Below are 26,163 nucleotides of genomic sequence, written 5' to 3'. Positions count from 1 at the left end.
CCATGGAGATCGATCTCGGCCGCGCCAAGCGCGCCCGCCGCGCGTACACCTTCGACGACATCGCCGTCGTGCCGTCGCGGCGCACGCGCAACCCCGAAGACGTCTCGACCGCGTGGACGATCGACGCGTTCCCCTTCGAGATCCCGGTGCTCGGCGCCCCGATGGACTCCGTGGTCAGCCCGCGCACCGCGATCGAGCTCGGTCGTCTCGGCGGCCTCGGCGTGCTCGACCTCGAGGGGCTCTGGACGCGGTACGACGACCCCGAGCCGCTGCTCGCCGAGATCGCGACCCTGCCGGATGCCGACGCCACGCGTCGCATGCAGGAGCTGTACTCCGAGCCCATCAAGCCCGAGCTCGTCCGCGACCGTCTCGCCGAGGTGCGCGCCGCGGGCGTCACCGTCGCGGGGGCCCTCACGCCCCAGCGCACGCAGGACCTGTACGAGACCGTCGTCGCCGCAGGCGTCGACCTGTTCGTGATCCGCGGCACCACGGTGTCGGCCGAGCACGTGTCGAAGAACGTCGAGCCGCTGAACCTCAAGAAGTTCATCTACGACCTCGACGTCCCCGTGATCGTGGGCGGGGCGGCCACCTACACGGCGGCCCTCCACCTCATGCGCACCGGCGCCGCGGGCGTCCTCGTCGGATTCGGCGGGGGAGCGGCCTCGACCACGCGCGCCACCCTCGGCCTGCACGCTCCCATGGCCACGGCCGTGGCCGACGTCGCCGGCGCGCGTCGCGACTACCTCGACGAGTCGGGTGGACGCTACGTGCACGTGATCGCCGACGGCGGGGTGGGGACCTCCGGAGACATCGTGAAGGCCCTCGCGATGGGCGCCGACGCCGTCATGCTCGGTGTCGCGCTCGCTCGAGCGACCGACGCTCCCGGCCGCGGGTACCACTGGGGCCCCGAGGCGCACCACCCCGAGCTCCCGCGCGGACGCCGCGTCGAGGTCGACCGCGTCGGCCCTCTCGAGCAGGTGCTCTACGGACCCGCTCCCGTCGCCGACGGCACGGCCAACCTGATCGGGGCCCTCAAGAAGTCGATGGCCACCACCGGATACTCCGATCTCAAGGAGTTCCAGCGCGTCGAGGTCGTCGTCGCCCCGTACGGGCACTGACCGAGAAAGCTTCATGACCTCCACCCCCACGACCGAGCCGGCCCCGCCGCAGATCTTCCCGCCGACGCTGCGGGAGGTCATGTTGCGTCCGCGCTGGATCGCGCTGCTCGCGTTCTCGCTCCTCGTGGCGGGCGTGCTCGCGTGGCTCGGCCAGTGGCAGCTCGGCCGGGCGGTCGACACCTCTCCGCCCGAGCCGGGGCAGACCGAGGTCGTGCGCCCCCTCGCCGACGTCGTGCAGCCGGGCGACTACCTCGCCGAGCCCCTCGTGGGGCAGCGCGTCGAAACGAGCGGCACCTGGGTGGCATCCGACTTCATCGTCGTCTCCTCGCGCTACAACAACGACGTCCAGGGGTACTGGGTGACGGGCCAGCTGCGTGTCGCGGGTGCGGCGCAGCCGACGTCGATCGCCGTCGCGACCGGGTGGACGAGCAGCCTCGACCAGGCCAACGCCGCCGCCGACGAGCTGCGCGCCGAGGCGGAGGCCGACCCCACCGCGGTGGTGACGGTGACCGGACGCCTGATCTCCGACGAGGGGGCGTCGATCCCGCCGTCCAACGTCGACCCCTTGACGCTCGTGAAGATGTCGCCGGCCATGCTGCTCGGGCGGTGGCACGACACCGAGAACCTCGACGTCTACCGGCAGTACATCGCCTCGCAGACGGCGATCGGACCCCTCGACGCCATCGCCTCCCCGGCGCCCGACGAACGCTCCCGGGTCAACTGGCTGAACATCTTCTACGCCGCCGAGTGGGCGATCTTCGCCGGCTTCGCGCTCTACCTCTGGTACCGGCTCGCGCGCGACGCCTGGGAGAAGGAAGTCGAAGATCTCGAGGACGAACAGTCCGAGGCCCTCGCGGCGGGCACGGCGGAATCCCGCGACTAGACTGGCATCCATGCCCCGCGCCCCCAAGCTCGCCTCGTTCCCGGCGATCCGCGGAGCCCTGAAGTTCTACCAGATCTGCTCGATCATCACGGGTATCGGCCTGCTCCTGCTGGTCGCCGAGATGGTCCTGAAGTACACGCCCATTCACGTGGAGCTGTTCCTCGGCGGATCCGGCGGCTTCCTGTGGTTCGCGGATGCCGTGCCCGGCCCCGACTGCCAGTGGTTCTCGCTCTTCGTGCCCGGCGGCAACGGATGCTCGATCCTGTCGACCGGCGACGGGGTGAACGTGTCCCTGGCGATCCTGGTCGCCCACGGGTGGTTCTACGTCGTCTACCTCATCTCCTGCTTCCGCGTGTGGAGCCTGATGCGGTGGCCGTTCCGTCGGTTCGTCTTCCTCGCCCTCGGTGGCGTGGTGCCGTTCCTCTCCTTCATCCTCGAGGTGCGCACCGCCCGTCGCGTGCGCGCCTACCTCGCCGAGCGCGAAGCCACCCAGGCCTCCGCTCCCGTTCCCGCCCCGGAAGGCAACCGGTGACCGAACAGACCGAAACGTCCCAGCGCCCCGTCCTCGTCGTCGACTTCGGCGCCCAGTACGCGCAGCTGATCGCCCGCCGCGTCCGCGAGGCCGGCGTCTACAGCGAGATCGTGCCGCACACCGCCTCGGCCGAAGAGATCGCGGCCAAGAACCCCGTCGGCATCATCCTGTCGGGCGGTCCCTCCTCGGTGTACGAAGAGGGCGCACCCAGCCTCGACACCGGCGTCTTCGACCTCGACGTGCCCACCCTCGGCATCTGCTACGGCTTCCAGGTCATGGCCAAGGCGCTCGGTGGAGAGGTCGCGAACACCGGCCTCCGCGAGTACGGAGCGACGGATGCCACGGTCGTCACCGAGGGCACGCTGCTCGAGGGGCAGCCCGCCGAGCAGAACGTGTGGATGAGCCACGGCGACCAGGTCTCGCGCGCCCCCGACGGCTTCGAGGTGCTCGCCCGCACCGCCCACACCCCGGTCGCCGCGTTCGCCAACGACGCCCGCCGCATGTACGGCGTGCAGTGGCACCCCGAGGTGAAGCACTCCGACCACGGCCAGCACGTGCTCGAGAACTTCCTGCACAAGGCTGCGGGCCTCCCCGCCGACTGGAACAGCGGCAACGTGATCGCCGAACAGGTGGAGCGCATCCGCCAGCAGGTCGGCACCGGCCGCGTCATCTCGGCCCTGTCCGGTGGCGTCGACTCCGCCGTGTCGACCGCGCTCGTGCACGAGGCCGTCGGCGACCAGCTGATCGCCGTCTTCGTCGACCACGGGCTGCTCCGCCAGGGCGAGCGCGAGCAGGTCGAGAACGACTACGTCGCCTCCACCGGCGTGAAGCTCATTACGGTCGACGCGCGGGAGACGTTCCTGAACGCCCTCGCCGGTGTCAGCGACCCCGAGCAGAAGCGAAAGATCATCGGCCGCGAATTCATCCGCGCGTTCGAGAAGGTGCAGGCCGACCTCGTCGCCGAGGCGAAGGCCGAGGGGGAGCAGGTGCGCTTCCTCGTGCAGGGCACGCTGTACCCCGATGTCGTCGAGTCCGGCGGGGGAGCCGGCACCGCCAACATCAAGAGCCACCACAACGTCGGCGGCCTGCCCGAAGACCTGCAGTTCGAGCTCGTCGAGCCGCTGCGTACGCTCTTCAAGGACGAGGTCCGCGCCATCGGACGCGAGCTCGGCCTGCCCGAAGCCATCGTGGGCCGTCAGCCCTTTCCGGGGCCCGGTCTTGGCATCCGCATCGTGGGCGAGGTCACCGCTGACCGTCTCGAGATCCTGCGTGAGGCCGACGCCATCGCCCGCGCCGAGCTGACCAAGGCGGGCCTCGACAACGAGATCTGGCAGTGCCCCGTCGTGCTGCTCGCCGACGTGCGCTCGGTCGGCGTCCAGGGCGACGGCCGCACCTACGGCCACCCCATCGTGCTGCGCCCCGTCTCGAGCGAAGACGCGATGACGGCCGACTGGACGCGCCTGCCCTACGACGTGCTGTCGAAGATCTCGAACCGCATCACCAACGAGGTGAAGGACGTCAACCGCGTGGTTCTCGACGTGACGTCGAAGCCGCCGGGGACGATCGAGTGGGAGTAGGCGTCTAGTCTGCTCCCGCGCCGCCGTCGGCGGCCGGCTTCGGGGCATCGCCTTCGAGTCGAGAGCGGGGCCCCCACCCCGATCGACTCGAAGACGATGCCCCTTCGCCGTCCGGCGCCGGCGGCGCTCTGCATCGACGCGGAGGCATGGGGAGGGCCCCTCCCCCGATCGACTCAGGAGGGCGTGTCACTTCGCCTTGCGTGCGCGGCGGCGTGCGGGCTCCGCCTGCCCGGGCCGGCAGGCAGGGGTTCGGGGCGTGATCGTCCGTTTGGGGCGGGGAAAACCACGCCCCGAACGGTAGAACGCGCCCCAAACCGTGTCGCGACGTGGCCCCGGGGCCATTGTTGGCGCCCCGGGGCCACTTCCCACGCCCCGAAGGGCACGGGCAGGGGCACCCCGCCCCGGGCGCGCCGCGGGGCGAGCGGCGGGTGGGGGAGGATGGGGGCGTGACTTCCGGCGACTTCCCCGACGCGTGGTACCTCATCCTCTCGAGCCGGCTGGTCCCCGACCTCGACGGCGGGTACACGATCGCCACCCTCGCGCGGGCTCGTCAGATGATAGGGGCCGGAGCCGAGACGCTGCTGCTGACGGTGGATCCGGGTGCGGTCGACGCACACGCCGGGCACCGGTCGACCTTCGTGGAGCGCGGGGCGGTCGTGGCATCCGAGACCTTCCGCAACCTGTTCGATGAGGCCGTCGCACCCGCCGGGGGAGCGGCCGATTGGCTGCGCGAGGCGGCTCACGACGGACACGCCGACCCCTCGCTCGACTACCGCGACGTCGCGGGCGGGACCGTCTCGCTGCCGAGCGTCATCGACCCCGACTGGCACCTCGCGACCGCGCCCGTGGTCGTCCGCGACACGGCGGGCGAGCCCGTCGGCGTCATCGACGGATTCGGAGCGCTCTATCGCGCGTGGCTCGACCACGTCGCCGCGGGACTCCGCGCTCAGAACGACCGGCCGATCGTCGTCATCTGCGAGTCGCGGCAGCTCGGCGAGCTCATCGCGGGCTGGGGCGACGATGACACGCGGATCCTCCACACGGTGCACACGATCCACCTCGAACCGCCTTTCCGCGCCGACTCCGACCTGAACCCGCTGTGGACCCGGTGGTTCGAGATCGCCCCCCGCTTCGACGCCGTGCTGTGGCCGACCGCGTACCAGCGCGACGACGTGCGCGCCCGCTTCGGCACCGCCGCGAACGACGTGGTCGCACCCCACGGGGTGGAGGCTCCGGATGCCGTGGCGCCGGCGTCGCAGCGGGAGCGCGGCCTCGTCGTCGTCCTGGGGCGGCTCGCCCCCGGCAAGCGTCTCGACCGGGCGGTCGAGGCCTTCGCCCGCGTACTCGCCGATGTGCCCCACGCCCGACTCGAGCTGTGGGGCGAGGGCGCCCAGCGTGGGGCGCTCGAGGCACTCGTCGCCGAGCGCGGACTCGAGCACGCCGTCTCGTTGCCGGGGCTGACCACCGAGCCGGGCGCTGTGCTCGACCGAGCGACGGTCTACCTGACGATCTCCGCCTTCGAGGGGCAGGGGCTCGCCCTCGCCGAAGCGCTGGCGCACGGGACGCCCGTGATCGCCTGGGACATCCGGTACGGCCCGCGCGACATGTTGGCTGGGGGTGGCGGCATCCTGGTTTCGGACGGCGATGAGGATGCGCTCGTCGAAGCGCTGCGCCGCGTGCTGACGGACGACGGACTGCGCGAACGTCTGTCGGCGGAAGCCCTGGCTGCCGCGGCCGCGCTCACCCCGGCCCGGGCGATGCAGACCCTCGCCGACGCGTGCCGTGAGGCTCTGGCGCGACTGCGGCGACGCTGACCCCGTGACGCCGTGGGCCGGTTCGGCGTGTCGAGGTCCGGTCGTCGACAGGCGCCGGCGACCGGGTCGCAGGAGAACCGCGCCCGCGCGGGGCTCAGCGCACCACCCCGCCCGGGGCAGCGGACCGATCTCCTGCGTCGTGCTCCGGTGGGCGCTCAGGCGGGGGCGGAGCGGCCGGCCCAGGGGTCGTAGTCGGCGATCAGATCTCCCTGCGCCGGGCGCTCGGCATCCGGGATGTGCTGCAGATTCACGCGCACGCGGTACCAGAGCGAGCTCGAGCCGCGCATGCCGTCGACGAGCACGTCGGCGGGGTGGAGCTGCGCCGATGCTTCGGGATGCCGTTGCTTCCAGGTCTCGAGGGCGTCGAGGGCCTCGGGCTTGGTCTTCGTCCGTGCGACCTCGATCAGCGGCATGGTCGAGGTGCGGCGGCCCGAACCGTCGGACCCGCGCGGGGGCTTCTCGGCGGGTCCGAGCTCCGCGGCCAGGGCGAGGAGGGCGTCGAGCGAGCCCACGGCGTCGTCGATGCCGGCGTGCGGATCGCCGATCGTGCGGAAGCGCTCCGGCACGGTGAGGACGGTGAATTCCTCGGGGCGGCGGTCGCGGACCTCGTCCCAGGTCAGGGGAGTCGAGACGCGGGCGTCGGCCAGCGCGCGGATCGAGTAGGCCGAGGCGACCGTGCGATCCTTCGCGTTCTGGTTGAAGTCGACGAAGACGCTCTCGCCGCGTTCCTCCTTCCACCAGCGGGCGGTCGCAAGTCCCGGCGCGCGGTTCCCGACCTCCCGAGCGAGGGTTTCGGCAGCCAGGCGCACGTCGGCGTAGTCCCACTCGGGGCAAATGCGCACGAGGATGTGCAGGCCCCGCGAGCCGGAGGTCTTCGGCCACCCGACGAGTCCGTGATCCTCAAGCACCTCGCGAGCGATGAAGGCGACATCGACGATCTGCGCCCAGTCGACACCGGGCATGGGGTCGAGGTCGACGCGGAGCTCGTCGGGGTGATCGAGGTCTTCGGCGCGGACGGGGTGCGGGTTGAGGTCGAGGCAGCCGAGGTTGACGACCCACGCCAGGCCCGCGGCATCCCGGATCACCGTCTCCTCTGCTGAGGTGCCCGAGGCGTAGCGCAGGGTCGCGGTGTCGACGAAGTCGGGGTGGTTCTCGGGAACGCGCTTCTGGAAGAAGGGCTCCTGGTCGAGGCCCTTCGAGAACCGCTTGAGCACCATGGGGCGTCCGCCGGCTCCGCGGAGGGCCCCTTCGGCGACGGCGAGATAGTAGCGAACGAGGTCGAGCTTGGTGAGGCCCGGCTCGGGGAACACGACGCGGTCGGGGCTGGTGACGCGCACCTCGTGGCCGTCGATGTCGAGGATCTCGGGCGGGGTCTTCGCGGGACTCATGGCGCGAGGCTAGCGCCGCGGCATCCGGGGTTCGCACCCCTTGCGGGCGGGGTGCGGGGCGTGGCGCGCCGTTGGGTGTGCGAGAACCCCGGACGTGATCGCGGTGTCCGGGTGTTTCGGACACTCGACAGCGAGGGAGAAGAGGGGCACACCGGATGCCGGGAACCCCACGACGAAGGGCCGCCCCGGGAACGGGACGGCCCTTCGTGAGAGACAGTGCGTCAGTTGTTGCCGCGGAGGATCGCGATCATGCGAAGGATCTCGACGTACAGCCACACGACGGTGACCATGATGCCGAAGGCGCCGACCCAGCCGTAGACCCGAGCGGCGCCGTTGCGCACGCCGCGCTGGATCTGGTCGAAGTCGAGCACCAGCGAGTACGCGGCCAGGATGACCACGAAGACGCCGATGATGACACCGAGCGGGATGCCGAAGATCTCGACCGTGCTGCGCAGGCCGAAGGCGCCACCGGCGATCGGGACGTTGAACAGCATGAGGCCGAGGTTGACCAGGCTGAAGACGAGGTAGCCGACCATCGCGATCATGAAGATCTTGGTGGCGCGAGCCGAGGCGCGGATCTTGCCGCTCGCGAACAGGGCGAGCGTCACACCGACGACCGACAGGGTGCCGAGCGTCGCCTGCAGGACGATGCCGGGGAAGATGAACTCGAAGAAGGCCGAGATGCCACCGACGAACAGACCCTCGAACGCCGCGTAGGCGATGAAGACGGGGACGGAGGGCTTCTTCTTGAACGTCGCGACCATGGCCAGCACGAAGCCGACCAGGGCACCGATGATCATCGGGGCGGCGCTGGGGTTGGGGTTGGCGGCGCTGACGCCGGCCATCGTCCAGATCCAGCCGACGACGGCGGTCACGACGAGGATGCCGAACAAGGCCAGCGTCTTCATGACGGTGTCTTCGACCGTCATGCGGCCGGTGTCGACGGCGCTCGCCGACGGGGCCGCGTAGGCGCCTTCGATCGTTGCGGCGGCGGCAGGATCGACGGCCGGGGGCGGGCTGTAGCGCGTCTGGGCGCCACCGGCTCGAGGGTCCTGGAACGCCGGGTTGTTGAATGCCGGGTTGTTGAGGGCCACGGGAACTCACACTCCAAAGATGGTGATCACAGCACCGTGCTGTGGAACAACACTAGCCGAGCGCGGGTCGAGAATCCTTGTGCTGACTGGGATTCTGCTCTGAGCGCACCTGCGGTTCACCCTGTTTCGCTACCGTGTCGACGTGCCTGTCGTCATCGGTCACCGCGGTGCCCCCGGCTACCTGCCCGAGCACTCCCGCAGCTCGTACCTGCGGGCGATCGCGGAGGGGGTGGATGCCATCGAGCCCGATGTCGTCCCCTCGAAAGACGGGGTGCTCGTCGTGCGGCATGAGAACGAGATCTCCGGCACCACCGACGTCTCCGCGCGCCCGGAGTACGCCGGCCGCCGCACCTCGAAGCTCGTCGACGGCGAACGGTTGACCGGCTGGTTCACCGAGGATTTCACCGCGGACGAGCTGCGGACGCTCCGCTGCCGGGAGCGGATCCCGACCCTGCGCCCCGACAGCGCGACGCACGACGACACCGAGCCGCTGCTGATGCTCCGCGACGTGCTCGACCTCGCCCGCGAGGGAGGGGTGGGCGTGGTCCTCGAGATCAAGCACGCGGCGTTCTTCGCCCGGCGGGGTTTCGACATGGCCGAGCTCGTCGACACCGAGCTGCGCGCAGCCGGATGGCGGGATGCCGAGGACGCACTCGTCATCGAGTCGTTCGAGCCCCTGGTCCTGGCGCGGCTGCGAGCACGCGGCATCCGGATTCCGCTCGTGCAGCTCATCGAGAGCGAGGGAGTCCCGTGGGACCTGCGGGAGCGCGACGGGGCGGACGCGGCGCCGTACGCCGCGATGCTCACCGCCCGCGGACTCGACACGCTGGCGGGGGAGGTGCAGGGCATCAGCCCCGACAAGCGGTCGGTGCTCGCGCCCGATGTGCGGGGGGTGGCGCGCGGGCCGGCGCGCTTCGTCCGCGAGGCGCAGGAGCGCGGGCTGCGGGTGTACACGTGGACCTGCCGTCCCGAGAACGCCTTCGTGCTGCCGGCGTATCGGGGGCCGGGGGGTGACGGGGCGTTCGGCGACTGGCGGAGCGAGTGGGCCGTGCTGCGCGACGCCGAGCTGGACGGGGTGTTCGTGGACCACCCCGATCTGGGGGTCGGCTTCTTCGGGCGGCGCACGGGCTGACGGGCGTGCCCGGTGCCGGGCGTGGTTCGGGGCCAGGGTGGGCCGGTGGTGGGTGTGGTTCGTCCCCGGGTGGGCCGGTGCCGGGCTGGCTCGGTGGTGGGGTGGCTCGGTGCCGGGCTCCGGAGGATCGGGGCGCGGGCGGCGCGATTCGAGGCGGACTGACCCGGCGGATTCGAATTCCCCCGGAGCCCGGCCCGCCCCGCACCCCGGCCCCCGGCCACCGCAACCCCGGCCCCCACCGCCCGCCCACCCGACAGGATGGCCGCATGACGACGGATGTGACGGTGGTCGGCGGCGGGATCTCGGGCCTCGCGTGCGCGCGGGCGGTCCAGGATGCCGGGCGCTCGGTGCGCGTGCTCGATCGCGGGCGCCGAGTGGGCGGGCGCCTGTCGAGCCGCACGATCGATGGGCGAGCGGTCGACCTGGGCGCGTCGTACTTCGTGGTCGGCGAGGTGGAGGGCTTCGGCCATGTCGTCGCCGACTGGGAGGAGCGCGGCCTCGCGCGGCCGTGGACCGACACGTTCCAGGTCATCGACGCCGACGGCGGGCAGACCCCCAAGCCCGGACCCATGCGGTGGGCGGCCCCGGCGGGGCTGCGCTCACTCGCCCTGGACCTCGCGGAGGGGCTGGAAATGGTTTCGGAGCGCGTCGTCGAGCGGGTGGAGCCGTTCCGCGTCGACGGGGAGGCGGCGGGCGAGGTCGTGCTCGCGATGCCCGCACCTCAAGCCGCGCGCCTCACGGGCGAAGCGCCCGGCGGCGCGCAGGACTGGGAACCCGTGATCGCCGTCGTCCTGCGCTGGGACGAGCGGCAGTGGGATGCCGATCTGCACGGCGCCTTCGCCGACGGCGACGCCGACGTCTCGTTCCTCGCCGACGACGGCGACCGCCGCGGTGACGGTGCTCCCGTGCTCGTGGTGCACACGACCGCCGATCGCGCCCGGCAGCACCTCGACGACCCCGACGCCGCGATCGCGCCCGTGCTCGCCGCGACCCGGCGACTTCTGCGCATCGACGCCGAGCCCGTGGCCACGCACGCGCATCGCTGGACCTTCGCGCGACCCGCCGAGACGACGGGGCGACCGTTCTTCCGCTCGCCGGGGCTCTCCGCCTGCGGTGACGCGTGGGGCGACAGCGCCGCCGTGCGCACCGCGTGGGCCTCGGGCGATGCGCTGGGGCGGGCGCTCGCGGCATCCTGACCCTGAAGAGAGACACGCGCGGGCGGCGATCGCGGGAGGATTCCCGGTGAGCCGCGGAATCCTCGGCGTCTGCCGGCCGATCGACCGCGGTGGGGCCGGGGCGGTGTCGGAGGCTCGCCCTATGGTGAGGCTATGGATGCCGGTATCGACGTCGCAGGAGTCAAACGGTCCTTCGGCGCGGTGCACGCCGTGCAGCAGGTGACCTTCACGGCGCTGCCCGGGCGGGTGACCGGTCTCGTCGGGCCGAACGGTTCGGGCAAGACGACGCTCATGCTCATGCTCGCCTCGCTCCTGCAACCCGACGCCGGCGAGATGCGCATCGGCGGCATCGACCCCGTGGCCGATCCCGCCGGGGCGCGGCGTCTTCTCGGATGGATGCCGGACTCCCTGGGCGCCTGGCCGAGTCTCACCTCGCGCGAGGTCCTGGTGGCCACCGCGCAGCTGTACGACCTGTCGCGCGAGGACGCGCGGGCCCGGGCCGACCACCTGCTCGAGCTCGTCGACCTCGGTGCGCTCGCCGCCTCTCCCGCTCGCGTGCTGTCGCGCGGTCAGAAGCAGCGCCTCGCGCTCGCGCGTGCGCTCGTGCACGACCCGCGAGTGCTGCTGCTCGACGAGCCGGCGTCGGGCCTCGACCCCCAGGCGCGCATCGCGCTGCGCGTGCTGCTGCGGCGACTCGCCGCCGAGGGGCGCACCATTCTCATCTCGAGCCACGTGCTCGCCGAGCTCGAAGAGGTCGTCGACGACGCCGTGTTCATGGTCGACGGGCGGACCGTGGGCACCGATCGCGTGGCGGCCGCGGCGACCCGTGTACGGGTGTGGCGTGTCCGCGTCGCCGCGGACCTCGCGCGGTCGACGGAGTCGGTACGCGGTGACGTCGCGGCCGCCCTCGGGCGCACGACCGGCGATGTGCGGGTCGACCGGCGCGACGTCCTCGTGCCGTTCGCCGACGAGGCGGCAGCGGTCGCGGGGTTGCGCTCGCTCGTGAGCGCGGGGCTCCCCATCGTCGAATTCGCCCCGGCGGTGGGCGATCTCGAGCACGCGTTCCTCGATCTGAAGGCCGACGCCTCGCCGCCGGCCGGGCCCGCGCCCGTCGATCCGGCGGGTCCGGGTGCCGCGTCCCCGCCCGGTTCGTGGGCGCCTCCTGCGACGGATGCCGATCGCACCGACGACGGGAGCACCTCGTGAACCTGCATCGCCTTCGCACGATCATCGGCATCGAGCTACGGCAGCGTGTCCGCTCGGTGGGGTGGTACGTGCTGCTCGGGATCTTCGCCGTCATCCTGATCGCACTGCTGAGCCTGTCGTTCGCCGCGTTCTCGCTCACGACGGGCGGCAGCGAGTGGTTCTTCTCGCTCGTCATCATGCTCGTGCTGCTGCTGACCCTGCTCGTCTCACCGACCCTGAGCGGAAGCGCGGTGAACGGCGATCGGGATGCCGCGACGCTCGCCCCCGTCCAGGTCACGCTCGTCACCACGAGCGAGATCGTGATCGGCAAGTTCCTCGCCGCGTGGATCTCGGGGCTGGCCTTCCTCGTCGTGGCGTCGCCCTTCCTGGTCGTCGCCACCCTGGCGGGAGCGCTCAACCCCGGCGTGATCCTCACCTCGCTGCTCGTTCTGATCATCGAGGTCGGCGTCGTCGCCGCCATCGGGGTGGGCCTGAGCGCGGTCATCGCCCGACCGATCTTCTCCGTCGCGTCGACGTATCTCATCGTCGCGGCGTTGACGGTGGGGACACTCATCGCGTTCGGGCTGGGCGGGGCGGCGCTGCGCACCGAGACCACGACCGTCACACGCGACGTCGACTGGGATGCCGTTCCCCTCGGGTGCGATTTCAGCTCCCCGTCCACGTCCACGAACTGCCCCCGGTACGAGGACCTGCCCTGCGTGGAGTCGACCTACGTCTCCGAGCAGCCCCGTTTCGATCGGGTGTGGTGGATCCTCGCGGCCAACCCGTTCGTCATCCTCGCCGACGCGACCCCGCCGACGTATGAGAACGGCACCCCGACCGATCTGTTCTCGCAGATCGCCTCGGGGGTCCGCTCGACGCAGCTGGCGCCCGAAGAGAACATCTCGTACGACGGGTGCACGCAGACACGCGGGACCTACCCCAACGACCTCCAGACCACCGAGGAGCGGATCGCGGGCACGACCCCGAGTTGGTTCGTGGGGCTGTTCTTCCAGCTGCTGCTGGCGGGGGGGCTGCTCGCGTGGGGCATCGCCCGCACGCGCACGCCCGCGAAGCGCTTGCCGCCGGGAACGCGCATCGCCTAGGGGGCCGGTCCCGTCAGCGCAGGCGGTCGGCGAGCGCCACGGCGTCCCATGGCGCTCGGCCACGCGCATCGTTGTCGAAGTACACGTAGACGTCCCTCGGCTGCCCGTCGGGGGACGACGAGCCGTCGAGCCACCCGCGGATGCGCGTCGCCCACGCGTCCAGCTCCTCGGGGGTGTAGCCGCTGGCGTAAAGCTCCCGCGAGCCGTGGAGGCGCACGTAGACGTGGTCGGCGGTCACGGCCTCGAACGCGGGCCACCGTCCGGCCGTGTCGGCGAGCACCAGCGAAACGTCGTGCGCGCGGAGGATCTCTGCGGCGCGCGGGTCGGCGAAGTCGGCCGACCGGGGTTCCAACGCGTGTCGCAGCGGGACGTCGGCGTCGATCTCGAGCCAGTCGCGGCCGTCCAGGCGCTCGTCGTGCTGCCGGGCGAGTTCGAGGGCTTCCCCCGTCGTCCGGGGGAGCTGCGCGAGGAAGCCGTCCAGGATGTCGGCGTCGAAACCGACCCGCTCCGGGAGCTGCCAGAGGAGGGGGCCGAGCGCGGGACCCAGGGCCAGCACTCCGGAGGCGAAGAAGTTGGCCAGCGCGGTGTGCACGCCGACGAGGCGCAGCATGTGCGTGACGTAGCGGGATCCCTTGACCGCGAAGACGAAGTCGTCGGGGACCTCGCTCCGCCACCGCACGTAGCTCGACGGGCGTTGCAGCGAGTAGAACGAGCCGTTCAGCTCGGCGCTCGGCATCCGCTGACCGACGTACTCGAGCTCACGGCGCTGCGCGAGGCCCTTCGGGTAGAAGTCGCCCCGCCATCTCGGGTAGCGCCACCCCGAGATGCCGACGTACGCCGAGGTCAGGCGTGGCCCTCGGCGGCGGGGAACCCGGGGTCGTCGGCGGGAGCGGCGTCGCCCTTGAGCGCGTCGCCGGTGTGATCGTCGAGGTTCACGTTCTCCTCGGCCTCGGCGGCGTCTTCGCGGACCTCGTCGGTCACGGCGTCGGTGGGGGCGGCCGAATCGGCGCGGGCGTCGTCGGCGTGGCGGTTGGGGATGTCAGGAGTGCTCATGTCCCCACCGTGCTCCCTGACCCCTCCGGGAGCGACCGGCTTGACACGCTCAGTCCGTGGCATCCGGGATCGGAGAATCCACCGTGGGCCACGCCGGAAGCGGGTCGTCGAAGGTCATCCACGCCGAGGGTCCGGCCGCGAGCTCGTCGTCGGTCAGGGAAGCCTGATCGAGCACGTGCGCGAGCTTCGGCGCCGACATGTCGAGCCCGGTGAAGACGATCTCCTGGCCGAGGCCCATCCGGCCGTCGTCGGCTCCGAGCGGTTCGATCCACATAGCGGATCCGACGTGCTCCCAGCGGGCCAGGATGCCGGGGCGAGACGCCAGGCGGCAGAATCCGGCCGAGCGGATCAGGCGTCCGGCGGCGCCGTCGTCGAGCCGATCGAGCGCTGCCGAAAGTCGGGCGGGGTGGAACGGTCGCAGCTGCTCGTAACGGACGGTCATCACGCGGTTGTCGTGCATGTAGGGGTCGTGCTCGCCGTTCAGGGCGCGCACCCATCCGGCGCGCTCGAGGATCTCGCCCTCGTGGGTCGCGGCGGAGCGAAGGTCGGTCACCGGGTCGCGCGACAAGCGCACGACCGCTGCGGGGTTCAGGTGCGAGGCAAGCGCCATCTGCACCGCGAGTGCCGGGGTCGGCACCTGCTCCCAGTTCACCCAGACGATGCGGGTGGCCAGCTCGAGGGCGAGCACCGCCTGACGCGCTCGCGCTCCGACGTCGCCACGGGTGTCGCCCGGGCCCGCGGATGCCGACAGGGCGGCGTCGTCGAGCAGGTCGCCGATCATGTGACGAGCGTCGACCACGCATACAGCCTCGACCTCGCATCCACCGCGCGCCGCGATGGCGTGGACGAGGTCGACGTCGGTACCGAGGTCGACCACCGACACGGTGTCCGTCGCCCGCGGTCGGGGGAGCGGCAGGGCGTGCGAGACGCGCAGGTCGGCGTAGCGCAGCAGGTGAAGGGGCCGCGACAGCGCGACAGCGGTGCGCTCGGCGTAGGTGCGGCGCTCGGGGGCGCACACGCCCATGATGGCGATCGTGCGGGGCATGGCATCCACCTCTCATTTGTCCGGGGAGTGAGGACACTCTAGCTTGTTATTGATAACGCTTATCAACAAGGAGGATGCCATGAAGGTCCGCGCGTCGATCAAGTCCCTCAAGAAGCAGCCCGGTGCGCAGGTCGTGCGCCGTCGCGGCAAGGTGTTCGTGATCAACAAGCTCAACCCGCGATTCAAGGGACGACAGGGGTGATCGCCGCCCTGCCGCGATAACGGAAACGAGAACCGTTCCCGAATAGGTGAACACATTGCAATCCGTGCATGTGTGTGGTGTTGTGGATGCCGTGGACAAGGTCGCGGGGCTCGACGAAGCCGCCGAGCTGTTCAAGGTTCTCGGCAACGAGTCGCGTCTGGCGCTCGTCTGGTTGCTGAGCCGCGAACCGCTCACGGTCGGCGCGCTCGCGGAGCTGGCCGGCCTGTCGCAGCCGCTGGTGTCGCAACACCTGCGCACTCTGCGGCAGTCGGGCCTGGTGAGCTCGGAACGCGAGGGCAAAGAGATCCGATATGCCCTCGCCGACCAGCACGTCGCTCACGTCGTGCTCGACGCGATCGCCCACGTCACCGAACCGACCGACAAGGGGAACGAACAATGAGCACTGCTGAGACCCACGCCGAGCACTCCGTCGACGAGCACGCGCACGGCGACGACTGCGGCCATCAGAAGATCGAGCACGGCGACCACGTCGACTACGTGCACGGCACGCACCACCACGCACTGCACGGCGACCACTACGACGAGCACGAGTCCAAGGCCGAGCACGGCGTCGACGAGCACCGCCACGGCGACGACTGCGGCCACGAGAAGGTGCAGCACGACGACCACGCCGACTACGTGCACGACGGCCACCGCCACGCGCTGCACACCGATCACTACGACGAGCACTGAGCTCGAGCGGCATCCCGTGTCACGAGCGCGGGATGTCTCGAGGCCCGCTTCCCCGTCCGGGGTGGCGGGCCTCTCAGGTTGGTCGGGGTCGGTTCTGGACGCGGAAGGAGCGCCCTTCGAACGTCACGACGGGGTCGAAGCGGATGCCTTCGACGCGACCCACCAATCGGTGAAGAGTGCGGCACGGCCGTCTTCGGCGAGTCGGATGACCATCAGGTTGTCGTAGTGCCTCGCTTTCGCAGTGGCGTCGGGATAGTCCGTCCACCCGCGGATCACGGCGATGTCGCCGTCGACGGCGACGAGTTCGTGTGTGAACGACCACGAACCAGGTTCGTCCTTCTGAGCGAGCCACGCGTCGACGATCGCGTCGCGACCCACCCAGGGAGGGGTCGACGGTCCGTCGCGGTACTCGGCGTCCTTCGTGAAGAGGGAGCGGATGTCGTCCGGGTCGTTCGTCGACCACGCGCGGACGTAACGAGCGATCCAGTCTTCAGCGGCGGCGGCGGCATCCTCGCGATTCTCCATGGGCTCAGGCTTTCGGAGGGGAGGAGTGTGCGCAAGCGCTGACGCTCATCGCACCTGGACCCGGACGACGTCAGGCGTGAACACAGCGCGCCCCGCGGTGAAGGTCGACACGAGAACGGCATCGACATCGTGGTCGGTTCCGTCGAGAAGAACGGCGACGATCTCCGCCGGAAGCAGCATCTCGACGGACAGGGGTCCGCTCTCCGGCTCCACGATCGTGATCGTCGCGTCCGCGGCAACTCCTCGAAGGGGCACGGGCCGGAGCAGATCCGTGAGGAACTCCGGTGACTCCGATTCCCCGTCGTCGAGGTGGCGCGTGGTCACGGTGATGGTTTCCAGATCGATCGTCTGCTCGCCGAGCAAGGCGGTGTCGGTGGCTACCGTGAACCGGTTGTGGGGTCCGGGAATGAAGCACCACACCTCGCCGGCGGTGGACGCGGTGAGCGGGCTGATGAGCGCGTGGTTGTCGCCGGCTCCGCCGGAGATGATCGAGAGACGGCTCATCGCGTCACTGTCGAGCCGCGTCAGAGCTGGACGCGGAAGGAGCGCCCCTCGAACGTCACCACGTCGCCCACCTGCAGTTGGCGCCCGCGGCGGCGGTCGACCTCTCCGTTGACCTCGACGTAGCCGTCGATGATGGCCTCCTTGACGTCTCCGCCCGAGTCGAGAATGCCGGCGAACTTCATGAACGGGCCGAGGCGGATGCCCTCACTGCCGACGGGCACGTCCTTGGGCGCGGGGGAGGTCATGCCTCCAGTGTGACAGCAGTCAGGAGGCGGGCGCCGGGTCGGAAATGCTGCTTCACCGCGTGGGGACGTCATACATGGGCATCACCCGCCGGGAGGCCAAAGCCCAGAAGGTCAATCGGACTCTGATTCCTCGCCCGCCCGTCGCCATTCGGTGATGTGCGGAGGCAGTTCGCTCGTCAGCGTGACCCAGAAGAGATCGTCGTTCATCGCGCGGGAGCCCGCGTGGGAGGCGATGCTGCGCATCGTTCGGAGAGCGGCGACAACTTCTGCAGGGGTGTCTCGGACGAACGGCGCGAACTCGTCGGTCTCGAAGAGAGCAGCGGCCCGGATGATCGCCATCGAGCCGGAGGCGTAGGGGGGCGAGGTGCGCTGGAAAGCGCTTCTCCCGCCGCGTGTCGCGTGGCCAAGGAAAGCCTCGATTGCGTCGACGCTCTCGAGGAAGTTCGCGCGGGAGTGGGGCGCCGGGGACTGCTGCGCCCTCGGCGCGCGCCGGAAGCGCGCGGCGGGTTGCGCCTCGGAGTCCGTCACAGCGCGGCCATCGCCGTCGAGTCGAGGAAGGCGGGTCGGTGCTCGTCGTCGACGATGACGTCCACGGTGAACCCCGTGAGCTCTTCGACGGCGTTCACGAAGGCGGCGATGTCGAAATACCCGCGGCCACTGTCGACGCGGGCGAGAAGGTCGATGTCCGACGCGAAGTGATCGGCGCCGGTCGCGACCGAACCGAAGACGCGGATGTCGCGGAGTCCATGTCGCCGCCCGGCCTCGACGATCGCCTCGGCGTTCTCTTCGACGGCCAGGCTGGGTCGGTAGTCGGCGGCCCGTAGCAGGCGCTCGAAGGCGTCGTCGCTGGGGTTTCTGGTCCCGTTCTCGATGGCCGCCACATTGGGCTGGCTCATCCCGGCGGCTCGCGCCAGATCTGCCTGAGACATCTTGCGGTCGAGGCGCGCAGCTCGCACGAGGTGCGACGCGCGGCTGCGGTCGAAGCGTCGGGTCACGGGTATACCTCCGTGATATATCGTACCGACTGGGTGGGCCCGAGACGCGTCGACGCGACGGCGGGAGTCGAACCCGCCACGCCTTCGGTTATGAGCCGAGGCCCGGGACCGCCCGGATCGCCGCGATGTGCCCCCACGCTAACCCGGGGCGCGCGAGCGACGAAGGGGCGTTGCGCGAGGTGACGGGATGTGTCGCCGTGTGGCGGTGGGGCCTCGATCAGCGCCCGGACCGCCCGTCGATGATCGCCCGCGTCGAGTGCTCGAGGTGCGCGCGGACGACCCGCTCGGGGTCGCGGAGTGACTCTTCGACGTACGCGCGGTGTTCCGCCGTCAGGGCCCCGTGCGCGTAGGCGGGCCGCACGTGCGTGAGCAGCAGGCGCATCTCGCCGTCGAGCCGGCGGTACTCCTCGGCGATGCGCGGCGAACCGGACGCCTCGACGAGCGCGAGGTGCACGCGAGCGTGAGCGTCGAGCGTGCCCGCCCAGTCGCCCGCTGCCTCGGCGGCGGCGAGATCGCCGAGCGCGGTGTCGACACCGGAGGGGCGGATGCCACGATCGCGTACGATCCGCAGAGCCTCGGTCTCGAGGGCGCAGCGCAGCTGCTGCAGGGCGACGAGAGCGTCATCGTCGAGCAGCGACACCCGCACCCCGCGGTAGGGCTCGGCGGTTGCGAGGCGCTCGGCGGTGAGAGTCGCCAGGGCCGTGCGCGCGGTGTGGCGTGAGACGCCGTGGGCGGCGCTCAACTCCTCCTCGCGCAGCGGGGTGCCGGGGGCGAGCTCGCCCGACAGGATGCCGGCGCGCACGGCGGCGGCGACGGCGTCCGCGGTGCGGGGGCCGGGAGTGGGCACTTCACGGCGGCGCGGGTGCGTCCCGCCCCTTCCCGACGCGGAGCCGTCGTTCACGTCACGCGCGGGCCGTGGCATCCGGAACCTCCTCGCGCCGACGTGACGGAACCGACACCACGGCGAGGCCCACCGCGATGAGCGCCAGGCCGATGCCGCTGACGAGCGTGAGCTGCTCGCGCAGCACGAACAGGCCCAGCAGGGTCGCGGCGAGGGGCTCGGCGAGGGTCAGGGTCGACACGGTGACAGCGCTGAGGCGCGCGAGACCCCACCCGAAGAGCAGGTAGGCGATCGCCGTGGTCACCACCCCGAGCCAGAGGGCGAGCGCCAGACCGTTCGGCGTGAGCAGCCAGGACGTGCCCGCGAGCAGGAGCACGGGCAGGCTCGCGACGGCGGCCACGCCGAACACTGCGCCCATCACGCGCGTGGAGTTCCACCCCCTCTCGATCAGCGCCTTGCCGCACACCGTATAGAGGGCGTACGACATTCCCGCTCCCGCCGAGGCGAGCAGCCCGCCGGGGGCGAGGGCGGTCGCACCGCCCGTCACGCCCGAGACGAGGAACACCCCGAGCAAGGCGATGGCGGTCGCGAGCATCCAGCGCGGTGACGGGGCGCGGCGGAGGCGGATGGCATCCACGATTCCCGTCGCGATGGGCGCCGACCCGAGGGCGACGACTGTGCCGATCGCGACGCCGTTCTCGCGCGTGCCGAGGAAGAAGAGGGGCTGATAGGCGAGCACGCCGACGGCACCGACGGCGATCAGCGCCGCGGTGGACGCTGCAGATCCGCTGCCCGTACGCGCGGGCGAGCGCTGAGCCAGGGCGAGCAGGCCCAGGATGCCGCCACCCACCACGATCCGGGCCGCCCCGACCGCGAGGGGGGAGGCGTCGACGCTCGCGACGGCCTGCGCCGTGCCCGTGGTGGAGAAGCACAGCGCCGCGGCGAGGATCGCGAGGGCGGGTAGCATGGACAGATTGTTACACAATCCGCGCCCCGCCCGCGGCCACGCGCCGGACCGGGCCGCCGCCGGGCTGTGCACAACGGCGGACGGTCTGCCCGACACGCCGGGGAGGGTGGGCGCGAGAGCGGCGTGCCGCTGGCGCGCCCCGCCGTTGTGCTCGGGGCAGGCGGCGCCCCCCTCAGCCGCGCAGCGCCGCCACCATCGACCGCAGGGCGTGCAGGGCGGCGGTCTGCTCGGCATCCGTCATTCCGCTCAGCATGCGTTTCTCGACGGAGCGCACGGCCGCGCTCGCGGCGTCGAGGGAGCGCCGTCCCTTCGCGGTGAGGCGGGTGGGGAGGGTCTTGCCGACCGGCGGGGCATCGGGGCGTTCGACGATCCCGTCGCGCTCGAGGCTCTGCAGCAACACGTTCATGGACTGCCGCGTGACGAAGGCGCCGCGCGCGAGCTCGGAGTTCGACAGCCCCGGCCGCTGGGCGAGCAGCTCGAGGCAGGAGTAGTGCGTGATTGTCATGTCGAGCGGGCGCAGCACGTCTTCCATTGCGGCGCGCAGGGCGCTCGCCGCCTCTTTCACGAGGTATCCGAGTGACGTGTTCAGATCGATCGTCTCTTGCGCCATGTCAGTATTCTGACATACACTCTATGTCAGATAACTGACACAAAGGAGCACGCCATGCCCGTCACCGGACCCGACTTCATCTCACTGCAGGTGCGCGACCTCGCCGCCTCGCACGCCTTCTACGAGAAGTACCTCGGCCTGCGCCGTTCGCCCGCCGGACCGCCCCACGCGGTCGTCTTCGACACGGCGCCGATCGCCTTCGCACTGCGCGACCTCGCTCCCGGCACTGATCTGACGGGCGTCGCCCAGCCCGGAGTCGGCGTCGCCCTGTGGCTGCACGGCACCGAGGTGCAGCAGATGCACGACGCGCTCGCCGCCGACGGCCACCGCATCGTGACGGACCCGATCGACGGACCCTTCGGCCGCACCTTCACCTTCTCCGACCCCGACGGCTATCACGTCACCGTGCACGACCGGGCGTGAATACGGCCGGGGCGGCGGGGTCCCGGCATCCGGAATCGCTTTTCGTCCACCGGATGCCGGCACTCCGGCGCCCCGCGAGTTCACCCGTCCCGGCGCTCGCCGCCGGCTGTTCGGGAGGCCCGAAGCGGGCGGGTAACGTAGGTGCATGGCGACGACGGCGGGGCGAGGCATCCTGGCTCTGAGCATCGTCGCGATCCTCCTCGCCGTCGGCACGGTTCTCGCCGTTCTGGTGGATCCGTTCGCACGCGAGCAGATGGAGATCGACCCCGTCACGGAATGGGTCGCGCGCGTGCTGCTCGCCGGCGGGGTCGTCTGGCTGTTGATCGGCGCGATCGCCGCCCGCACGCGGCTGGTCCGCCGCCCCGGCGCCGCCGCCGCGCGCGCCTCGTGGATCGCCTCGACCCGGCCCTGGCGGGCGCGCGAGTCGAGCCTGGGCCTGCTGCCGCTCGACCGTTGGCTCATGATCCTCGTGCCCGGGGCGCTGCTCGTGCTGACGCGGGTGGTGCAGACGCCGCGCGACGGGCTGTGGGGCATGCTCATCGCGGTCGCCGGCTGGCTCGTGTTCGCCGTCGCCGTGCGTCTGCTCCTCGCTCGCCGCTCACCCTGGCCGATCATCGCCGCGGTGGGCGGCGCTCTCGTTCTGCGCTGCGTCGTGGCGCTGCTGGCCGTGTCGCTCGGCGGGCCCGAGGGGATCTGGTCGACGCTCTGGGCGCAGCCGTGGGTGCGCATCGTCTATCTCGCGGTCGCCTTCGCCCTCGTCGCGTGGGTGTTCGTCGTGGCCGGCTGGTCCCTCTCGGCTCAGCTCGGTCGACGCCGTGCCGCGGGTGTCGCGATCGCCGGCATCGGCGTCGGTTACGCGCTTCCCGCCGCGACGATCGCGACGATGGGCGCCCGCGACGCCCTGCGCTCGTGGAACGAGCAGATCGGCGTGCTGCCCTGGGATCTCGCGCGCTTCACCGGGCCGCGTGAAGGGGCGTTCCCCCTCGAGGTCCTCACCGCCACAGCCGTGATCGGCGGGATCGCCGTGGTGGTCGGCATCCTGCTCGCCCTGCCGCGCCGCGTGTACGTGCGCTCGGCGCGCTGAGCGTCAGCGGCCGAGGGACTGATCGAACGGTCCGCCGCGACCGATCTCGCGCACCTCTTTGCCGAGGGGCATGAGCGAGACCGGAACCAGCTTGAAGTTCGCGATCCCCAGAGGGATGCCGATGATCGTCACGCACAGCAGCAGCCCGGTGAAGATGTGGCCCAGGGCCAGCCACCACCCCGCGAGGATCACCCACACGACGTTGCCGAGGAACGAGCCCACGCCCGCCGACCGCTTCGCGACGATCTCGCGACCGAACGGCCACAGGGCGTACAGGCCGATGCGGAACGACGCGATGCCCCACGGGATCGTGATGATGAGGATGCACAGCACGACCCCCGCGGCGAGGTAGCCGAGGAAGAGCCAGAAGCCCGAGAGGACGAGCCAGAGGACGTTGAGGATCAGGCGCATGGAAACATCATCGCGGCGTCGGCTGTGTGGCATCCGGGGTTTGACTCTGCGCCGCTAACCCGGGCGAGCCCGGCGCGCAACCGCCCCGCCGCGTGCACTCGGCGCCGTTAGCGTGAGGCCACCGAGCGAAGGGAACCGCCATGTCCGACATCACCCGTGCCACGCCCGAACGACGCGTCCTGTCGAGCTTCAGCGACTACACCGGCGCCCAGGCGGCCGTCGACCGCTTGTCCGACGCGGGCTTCCCCGTCGAGCACACCGCGATCGTGGGGACCGGCGTGCGCATCGTCGAGCAGGTGACGGGACGCCTTACGCGCGGTCGCGCCGCGGGCCTGGGAGCCGCGTCCGGAGCCTGGTTCGGTCTGATGATCGGCGTGCTGATCGGCCTGCTCAGCGTCAACGGCTTCCTCGGTTTCGTGCTGCTGGGCCTCGTGCTCGGTGCGGTGTGGGGCGCGGTCTTCGGTTTCGCCGGGCACGCCTTCACGGGTGGCCGCCGCGATTTCTCGTCGGTTCAGGGCTTCGAGGCCGAGCGGTGGGATGTGACCGTGGATGCCGAGCACTTCTCGCGCGCGCAGTCGCTGCTGTCGTCGGGTGCGGCGGGCGAAGCGCGGGCGTAGGCGGGGCTGCGGGTCTCGGGCCGGAGGCCTGCGGCCCGGGTCTGGGGGTCGGTTCCGGGCTGGGGTTCGGGGCCTGGTTTCGGGTCGGGGTCTGGGGCTTGGTTGCTGCCCGGTGGCCTGCCGCCCGGGGGCAGTGGCAGTTCTGGGGCGCGCGCCGTGGCCCCGGGGCGGTGGAGGTGGCCCCGGGGCCACCTGGCGACAGGTGCGCGGCCGGGTCTGAGGCGGGCCGGGACCGATGTCGGAGGCCCCGCCTAGACTTGACCCGCCATGACCGATGCCTCCACGCCCCTCATCTTCGACGGCCCCGCGCCCTCGTCGGCCCGACCCGACGCCGATCTCCTCGAGGGGCTGAACGGTCCGCAGCGCGAGGCCGTGACCTACCGCGGCCAGGCGCTGCTCATCGTCGCGGGCGCCGGTTCGGGCAAGACGAGCGTGCTCACGCGCCGCATCGCCTCGCTCCTGCGCACGCGCGAGGCCTACCCCAGCCAGATCCTCGCGATCACCTTCACGAATAAGGCCGCCGGCGAGATGCGCGAGCGCGTCCACCAGCTCATCGGGCAGAAGGCCGACGGCATGTGGATCTCGACCTTCCACTCGGCGTGCGTGCGCATCCTGCGCCGCGAGGCCGAGCAGTTCGGTTTCACCAAGTCGTTCACCATCTACGACTCCGGCGACTCGCGCGCCCTCATCAAGCGACTCGTCAAAGAGCACGAGGGCGACTCGTTCGGCCTCACCCCGGCGGGCACGCAGAGCCGCATCTCGAAGCTGAAGAACGAGCTGGCGGATGCCGAGTCCTACGCGCGGTCCGCCAACATGAGCGACCCGGCCGAGCGTGTGTTCGTCGAGATCTTCGGCTCGTACCAGCGCGAGCTGCAGCGCGCCAACGCGTTCGACTTCGACGACCTCATCGCCCAGACCGTCTACCTGTTCCGCGCGTTCCCGCAGGTCGCCGATCGCTATCGCAAGCGGTTCCGGCACATCCTGGTCGACGAGTACCAAGACACCAACCACGCGCAGTACGCGCTCATCCACGAGCTCACCCGTCCTCCGGGGTCCGACGCCGAGCCGTTCTCGTCCGGCGGCATGATGATCTTCGACGCCGAGCCCGCGGGCGAAGACGCCGCCTCGCTCACCGTCGTCGGCGACTCCGACCAGTCGATCTACGCGTTCCGCGGTGCCGACATCCGCAACATCAGCGAGTTCGAGCGCGACTACCCGGGTGCCAAGGTCGTGCTGCTCGAGCAGAACTACCGGTCGACGCAGAACATCCTGTCGGCCGCCAACGCCGTCATCGCGAACAACTTCGACCGCAAAGACAAGAAGCTGTGGACCGACGTCGGTGCGGGCGACCCGATCATCGGCTTCACCGGCTACTCGCAGCATGACGAGGCCCAGTTCGTCGCCGACGAGATCGAGGCGCTGCACAAGAAGGGGCTGCCGTACTCGGGCGTCGCGGTGTTCTACCGCACCAACTCGCAGTCCCGCGCGCTGGAAGAGATCTTCATCCGTTCCGCCGTGCCGTACAAGATCATGGGCGGCACCAAGTTCTACGAGCGCGCCGAGATCAAAGACGCGCTCGCGTACCTCATCGCGGTCGCCAACCCCGCCGACTCGATGGCCCTCCGGCGCATCCTCAACCGCCCGCGCCGCGGGATCGGCGACGTCACCGAGACGGCCATCGCCCGCTACGCCGCCGAGCACGACATCACCTTCCGCGATGCCCTGGCCAATTCGGCCCAGATCGGCGTCGGCCCCAAGCTGCAGAAGGCCATCGATCAGCTCGACGCGGTGCTCACCGAAGCCACGGCGATCATGCTCCCGGCATCCGGAGAGCTCGCCCCCTCCACCTCGGTCACCGAAGGCCTCACGCTGCTGCTGAACAAGAGCGGCTACTTCGACGCCCTGCGCGCGAGCAAAGACCCTCAAGACGAGGCGCGCCTCGAGAACCTCGACGAGCTCGTCGCGGTGACGCGCGAATTCGCGCGCAACAACCCCGAGGGCACGATCATCGACTTCCTGACCGAGGTCACCCTCGTGGCCGATGCCGACGACCTCGACGACGCGTCGGGCTCGGTGTCGCTGATGACCCTGCACACGGCCAAGGGCCTCGAGTACGACGCGGTGTTCCTCACCGGCGTCGAGGAAGATCTGCTGCCGCACCGCATCTCGGCGAACGAGCCGGGCGGTCCGCAGGAGGAGCGCCGGTTGTTCTACGTCGGCATCACGCGCGCCCGCAAGCGCCTGCACGTCTCGCTCGCGATGACGCGCGCGCAGTTCGGCGAGGTCACGGTGGCGATGCCCAGCCGGTTCCTGCAGGAGATCCCTGCCGACCTCATCGACTGGCGGCAGTCGCCCGGAGACGTCAACGGTCGAGGCGGCTCGCAGTCGCGCGCCCTCAACGCCCGAGGCGGACGCCGCCCCGGCCAGCCCGGAGGGGGAAACCGCTACGGCGACGACCTCGTTCCGCTGCCCAAGCGCGCGCCGGCCGACCCGAGCAAGTTCCCCAACCGCATTCCGGCGAAGGTGCGTGACAACGGCGACATGCAGCTCGCGTCGGGTGACCGCATCCGCCACGACGACTTCGGCGAGGGTCGTGTCGACGCCGTGACCGGCGAGGGCGCGAAGCGCGTGGCGCACGTGCGCTTCGACACCGTCGGGCCCAAGAAGCTGCTCGTCAAGATCGCGCCGATCACGAAGCTCTAGGGGCCGGGCGCCGGGGAGCCCCGGTTTGGGGCGCGTTCTTCCGTTCGGGGCGGGGAAAAGCGCGCCCCGGACGGAATCTCCCGCCCCAAACCGGCGAAGCGCGTGCCGGTGGGGTCGCGGCGACGGGCCGGGTGCCGGAGCCTCCCGGTGTGGGGCCTGTTTTGCGGTGTGGGGCGCATTTCCCGGTTTGGGGCGCGTTCTTCCGTTCGGGGCGTGAAAGATCGCGCCCCAAACGGAATCT

The 26,163-nt window shown here is 71.0% G+C and carries 30 protein-coding genes and 1 tRNA gene; 16 read left to right on the top strand and 15 right to left on the bottom strand.

The annotated features are described in order from the left end of the window. Nucleotides 1-2: 2 nt before the first annotated feature. The 5 genes from F9B98_RS03285 to F9B98_RS03265 all read left to right on the top strand — a co-directional run bounded on the left by F9B98_RS03285 (nucleotide 3) and on the right by F9B98_RS03265 (nucleotide 5,924). Nucleotides 3-1,118, top strand: coding sequence for a GuaB3 family IMP dehydrogenase-related protein (locus F9B98_RS03285; RefSeq protein ID WP_150955804.1), 1,116 nt, complete (start codon nucleotides 3-5; stop codon nucleotides 1,116-1,118). 13 nt (nucleotides 1,119-1,131) lie between these two features. Further along, nucleotides 1,132-2,001: an SURF1 family protein gene (locus F9B98_RS03280; protein ID WP_150952821.1), complete on the top strand. Its 870-nt coding sequence runs from the start codon at nucleotides 1,132-1,134 to the stop codon at nucleotides 1,999-2,001. Between the two features lie 10 nt (nucleotides 2,002-2,011). Then, complete coding sequence (locus tag F9B98_RS03275) at nucleotides 2,012-2,533, top strand: DUF3817 domain-containing protein (RefSeq protein WP_150952818.1); 522 nt, start codon at nucleotides 2,012-2,014, stop codon at nucleotides 2,531-2,533. Next, the gene (gene guaA / locus F9B98_RS03270) at nucleotides 2,530-4,110 is read left to right on the top strand and encodes a glutamine-hydrolyzing GMP synthase (RefSeq protein ID WP_150952816.1); all 1,581 of its coding nucleotides are present in this window, start codon (nucleotides 2,530-2,532) and stop codon (nucleotides 4,108-4,110) included. Before F9B98_RS03275 ends, guaA begins: the two co-directional genes overlap by 4 nt. A 446-nt stretch (nucleotides 4,111-4,556) precedes the next feature. Further along, nucleotides 4,557-5,924 carry a glycosyltransferase gene (locus tag F9B98_RS03265; RefSeq protein ID WP_150952813.1) on the top strand — a complete coding sequence of 456 codons (1,368 nt, stop codon included), beginning with the start codon at nucleotides 4,557-4,559 and terminating at the stop codon, nucleotides 5,922-5,924. A gap of 155 nt (nucleotides 5,925-6,079) precedes the next feature. On the opposite strand, the gene ligD is transcribed toward F9B98_RS03265, so the two are convergent. Together ligD and F9B98_RS03255 are read right to left on the bottom strand one after the other, a co-directional pair. Continuing rightward, nucleotides 6,080-7,312 (bottom strand): non-homologous end-joining DNA ligase, encoded by a 1,233-nt coding sequence (gene ligD / locus F9B98_RS03260; protein ID WP_150952808.1) that lies wholly within the window; start codon nucleotides 7,310-7,312, stop codon nucleotides 6,080-6,082. A gap of 221 nt (nucleotides 7,313-7,533) precedes the next feature. After that, nucleotides 7,534-8,406 (bottom strand): Bax inhibitor-1/YccA family membrane protein, encoded by an 873-nt coding sequence (locus F9B98_RS03255; protein ID WP_150952806.1) that lies wholly within the window; start codon nucleotides 8,404-8,406, stop codon nucleotides 7,534-7,536. A gap of 142 nt (nucleotides 8,407-8,548) precedes the next feature. Here F9B98_RS03255 and F9B98_RS03250 point away from each other — a divergent pair, with 142 nt between their 5' ends. From F9B98_RS03250 to F9B98_RS03235, 4 genes are all read left to right on the top strand, one after another. Continuing rightward, nucleotides 8,549-9,538, top strand: a complete 990-nt coding sequence (locus tag F9B98_RS03250; RefSeq protein ID WP_150952803.1) for a glycerophosphodiester phosphodiesterase family protein — start codon at nucleotides 8,549-8,551, stop codon at nucleotides 9,536-9,538. Between the two features lie 266 nt (nucleotides 9,539-9,804). Beyond that, complete coding sequence (locus tag F9B98_RS03245) at nucleotides 9,805-10,734, top strand: NAD(P)/FAD-dependent oxidoreductase (protein WP_150952800.1); 930 nt, start codon at nucleotides 9,805-9,807, stop codon at nucleotides 10,732-10,734. Nucleotides 10,735-10,866: 132 nt separating this feature from the next. Beyond that, nucleotides 10,867-11,919, top strand: coding sequence for an ABC transporter ATP-binding protein (locus F9B98_RS03240; RefSeq protein WP_150952797.1), 1,053 nt, complete (start codon nucleotides 10,867-10,869; stop codon nucleotides 11,917-11,919). Further along, on the top strand, nucleotides 11,916-13,004 hold the full coding sequence (locus F9B98_RS03235; RefSeq protein WP_150952794.1) for an ABC transporter permease: 1,089 nt from the start codon (nucleotides 11,916-11,918) through the stop codon (nucleotides 13,002-13,004). Before F9B98_RS03240 ends, F9B98_RS03235 begins: the two co-directional genes overlap by 4 nt. A 13-nt stretch (nucleotides 13,005-13,017) precedes the next feature. Here the strand turns inward: F9B98_RS03235 and F9B98_RS03230 are convergent, their stop codons facing one another. Genes F9B98_RS03230 through F9B98_RS03220 form a run of 3 tightly spaced genes read right to left on the bottom strand, consistent with a single transcriptional unit; the run spans nucleotide 13,018 to nucleotide 15,102 of the window. Next, entirely contained in the window at nucleotides 13,018-13,851 is an 834-nt protein-coding gene (locus tag F9B98_RS03230) for a DUF72 domain-containing protein (protein ID WP_150952791.1), read from the bottom strand. Continuing rightward, nucleotides 13,848-14,057 carry a hypothetical protein gene (locus F9B98_RS03225; protein ID WP_150952788.1) on the bottom strand — a complete coding sequence of 70 codons (210 nt, stop codon included), beginning with the start codon at nucleotides 14,055-14,057 and terminating at the stop codon, nucleotides 13,848-13,850. The genes F9B98_RS03230 and F9B98_RS03225 overlap by 4 nt, the downstream gene beginning before the upstream one ends. A gap of 49 nt (nucleotides 14,058-14,106) precedes the next feature. Further along, the gene (locus F9B98_RS03220) at nucleotides 14,107-15,102 is read right to left on the bottom strand and encodes a GTP-binding protein (protein ID WP_150952785.1); all 996 of its coding nucleotides are present in this window, start codon (nucleotides 15,100-15,102) and stop codon (nucleotides 14,107-14,109) included. Nucleotides 15,103-15,181: 79 nt separating this feature from the next. Between F9B98_RS03220 and ykgO the strand changes: the two genes are divergently transcribed. From ykgO to F9B98_RS03205, 3 genes are all read left to right on the top strand, one after another. After that, nucleotides 15,182-15,304, top strand: a complete 123-nt coding sequence (gene ykgO, locus F9B98_RS03215) for a type B 50S ribosomal protein L36 (RefSeq protein ID WP_056226526.1) — start codon at nucleotides 15,182-15,184, stop codon at nucleotides 15,302-15,304. Between the two features lie 91 nt (nucleotides 15,305-15,395). Continuing rightward, nucleotides 15,396-15,704 carry an ArsR/SmtB family transcription factor gene (locus F9B98_RS03210; RefSeq protein ID WP_150952782.1) on the top strand — a complete coding sequence of 103 codons (309 nt, stop codon included), beginning with the start codon at nucleotides 15,396-15,398 and terminating at the stop codon, nucleotides 15,702-15,704. Then, a complete protein-coding gene (locus tag F9B98_RS03205; protein WP_150952779.1) occupies nucleotides 15,701-15,997 on the top strand; it encodes a hypothetical protein in 297 nt (98 codons plus the stop codon). Before F9B98_RS03210 ends, F9B98_RS03205 begins: the two co-directional genes overlap by 4 nt. A gap of 123 nt (nucleotides 15,998-16,120) precedes the next feature. Here F9B98_RS03205 and F9B98_RS03200 read toward each other — a convergent pair whose 3' ends face one another. From F9B98_RS03200 to F9B98_RS03160, 9 genes are all read right to left on the bottom strand, one after another. Beyond that, a complete protein-coding gene (locus F9B98_RS03200; protein WP_150952776.1) occupies nucleotides 16,121-16,522 on the bottom strand; it encodes a nuclear transport factor 2 family protein in 402 nt (133 codons plus the stop codon). Nucleotides 16,523-16,567: 45 nt separating this feature from the next. Continuing rightward, complete coding sequence (locus F9B98_RS03195) at nucleotides 16,568-17,026, bottom strand: hypothetical protein (protein ID WP_150952773.1); 459 nt, start codon at nucleotides 17,024-17,026, stop codon at nucleotides 16,568-16,570. Between the two features lie 20 nt (nucleotides 17,027-17,046). Beyond that, the gene (locus tag F9B98_RS03190) at nucleotides 17,047-17,271 is read right to left on the bottom strand and encodes an RNA-binding S4 domain-containing protein (RefSeq protein WP_150952770.1); all 225 of its coding nucleotides are present in this window, start codon (nucleotides 17,269-17,271) and stop codon (nucleotides 17,047-17,049) included. A 111-nt stretch (nucleotides 17,272-17,382) separates the two neighbouring features. After that, complete coding sequence (locus F9B98_RS03185) at nucleotides 17,383-17,799, bottom strand: antitoxin (RefSeq protein ID WP_150952767.1); 417 nt, start codon at nucleotides 17,797-17,799, stop codon at nucleotides 17,383-17,385. Further along, nucleotides 17,796-18,266: a helix-turn-helix domain-containing protein gene (locus F9B98_RS03180; protein ID WP_225310202.1), complete on the bottom strand. Its 471-nt coding sequence runs from the start codon at nucleotides 18,264-18,266 to the stop codon at nucleotides 17,796-17,798. Before F9B98_RS03180 ends, F9B98_RS03185 begins: the two co-directional genes overlap by 4 nt. A gap of 52 nt (nucleotides 18,267-18,318) precedes the next feature. Beyond that, nucleotides 18,319-18,391, bottom strand: a tRNA-Met gene (locus F9B98_RS03175). Nucleotides 18,392-18,483: 92 nt separating this feature from the next. After that, entirely contained in the window at nucleotides 18,484-19,188 is a 705-nt protein-coding gene (locus F9B98_RS03170) for a GntR family transcriptional regulator (protein WP_150952764.1), read from the bottom strand. After that, nucleotides 19,169-20,074 carry a DMT family transporter gene (locus F9B98_RS03165; RefSeq protein ID WP_150952761.1) on the bottom strand — a complete coding sequence of 302 codons (906 nt, stop codon included), beginning with the start codon at nucleotides 20,072-20,074 and terminating at the stop codon, nucleotides 19,169-19,171. Before F9B98_RS03165 ends, F9B98_RS03170 begins: the two co-directional genes overlap by 20 nt. A gap of 172 nt (nucleotides 20,075-20,246) precedes the next feature. Further along, nucleotides 20,247-20,684, bottom strand: coding sequence for a MarR family winged helix-turn-helix transcriptional regulator (locus tag F9B98_RS03160; protein ID WP_150952757.1), 438 nt, complete (start codon nucleotides 20,682-20,684; stop codon nucleotides 20,247-20,249). A gap of 54 nt (nucleotides 20,685-20,738) precedes the next feature. Between F9B98_RS03160 and F9B98_RS03155 the strand changes: the two genes are divergently transcribed. After that, the gene (locus F9B98_RS03155) at nucleotides 20,739-21,107 is read left to right on the top strand and encodes a VOC family protein (protein WP_150952754.1); all 369 of its coding nucleotides are present in this window, start codon (nucleotides 20,739-20,741) and stop codon (nucleotides 21,105-21,107) included. Between the two features lie 145 nt (nucleotides 21,108-21,252). Beyond that, complete coding sequence (locus tag F9B98_RS03150; RefSeq protein ID WP_150952751.1) at nucleotides 21,253-22,191, top strand: hypothetical protein; 939 nt, start codon at nucleotides 21,253-21,255, stop codon at nucleotides 22,189-22,191. Nucleotides 22,192-22,194: 3 nt separating this feature from the next. Here F9B98_RS03150 and F9B98_RS03145 read toward each other — a convergent pair whose 3' ends face one another. Further along, nucleotides 22,195-22,602, bottom strand: coding sequence for a YccF domain-containing protein (locus F9B98_RS03145; RefSeq protein ID WP_150952748.1), 408 nt, complete (start codon nucleotides 22,600-22,602; stop codon nucleotides 22,195-22,197). A 140-nt stretch (nucleotides 22,603-22,742) separates the two neighbouring features. Here F9B98_RS03145 and F9B98_RS03140 point away from each other — a divergent pair, with 140 nt between their 5' ends. Together F9B98_RS03140 and F9B98_RS03135 are read left to right on the top strand one after the other, a co-directional pair. Then, nucleotides 22,743-23,219 carry a general stress protein gene (locus F9B98_RS03140; RefSeq protein ID WP_150952745.1) on the top strand — a complete coding sequence of 159 codons (477 nt, stop codon included), beginning with the start codon at nucleotides 22,743-22,745 and terminating at the stop codon, nucleotides 23,217-23,219. A gap of 267 nt (nucleotides 23,220-23,486) precedes the next feature. Beyond that, entirely contained in the window at nucleotides 23,487-25,922 is a 2,436-nt protein-coding gene (locus tag F9B98_RS03135) for an ATP-dependent helicase (protein ID WP_150952742.1), read from the top strand. Nucleotides 25,923-26,163: the final 241 nt, after the last annotated feature.

This window comes from Microbacterium testaceum StLB037 (assembly GCF_008763945.1).
Lineage (GTDB): Bacteria > Actinomycetota > Actinomycetes > Actinomycetales > Microbacteriaceae > Microbacterium > Microbacterium testaceum_G.
This window is presented reverse-complemented; position numbering and strand designations above follow the sequence as displayed.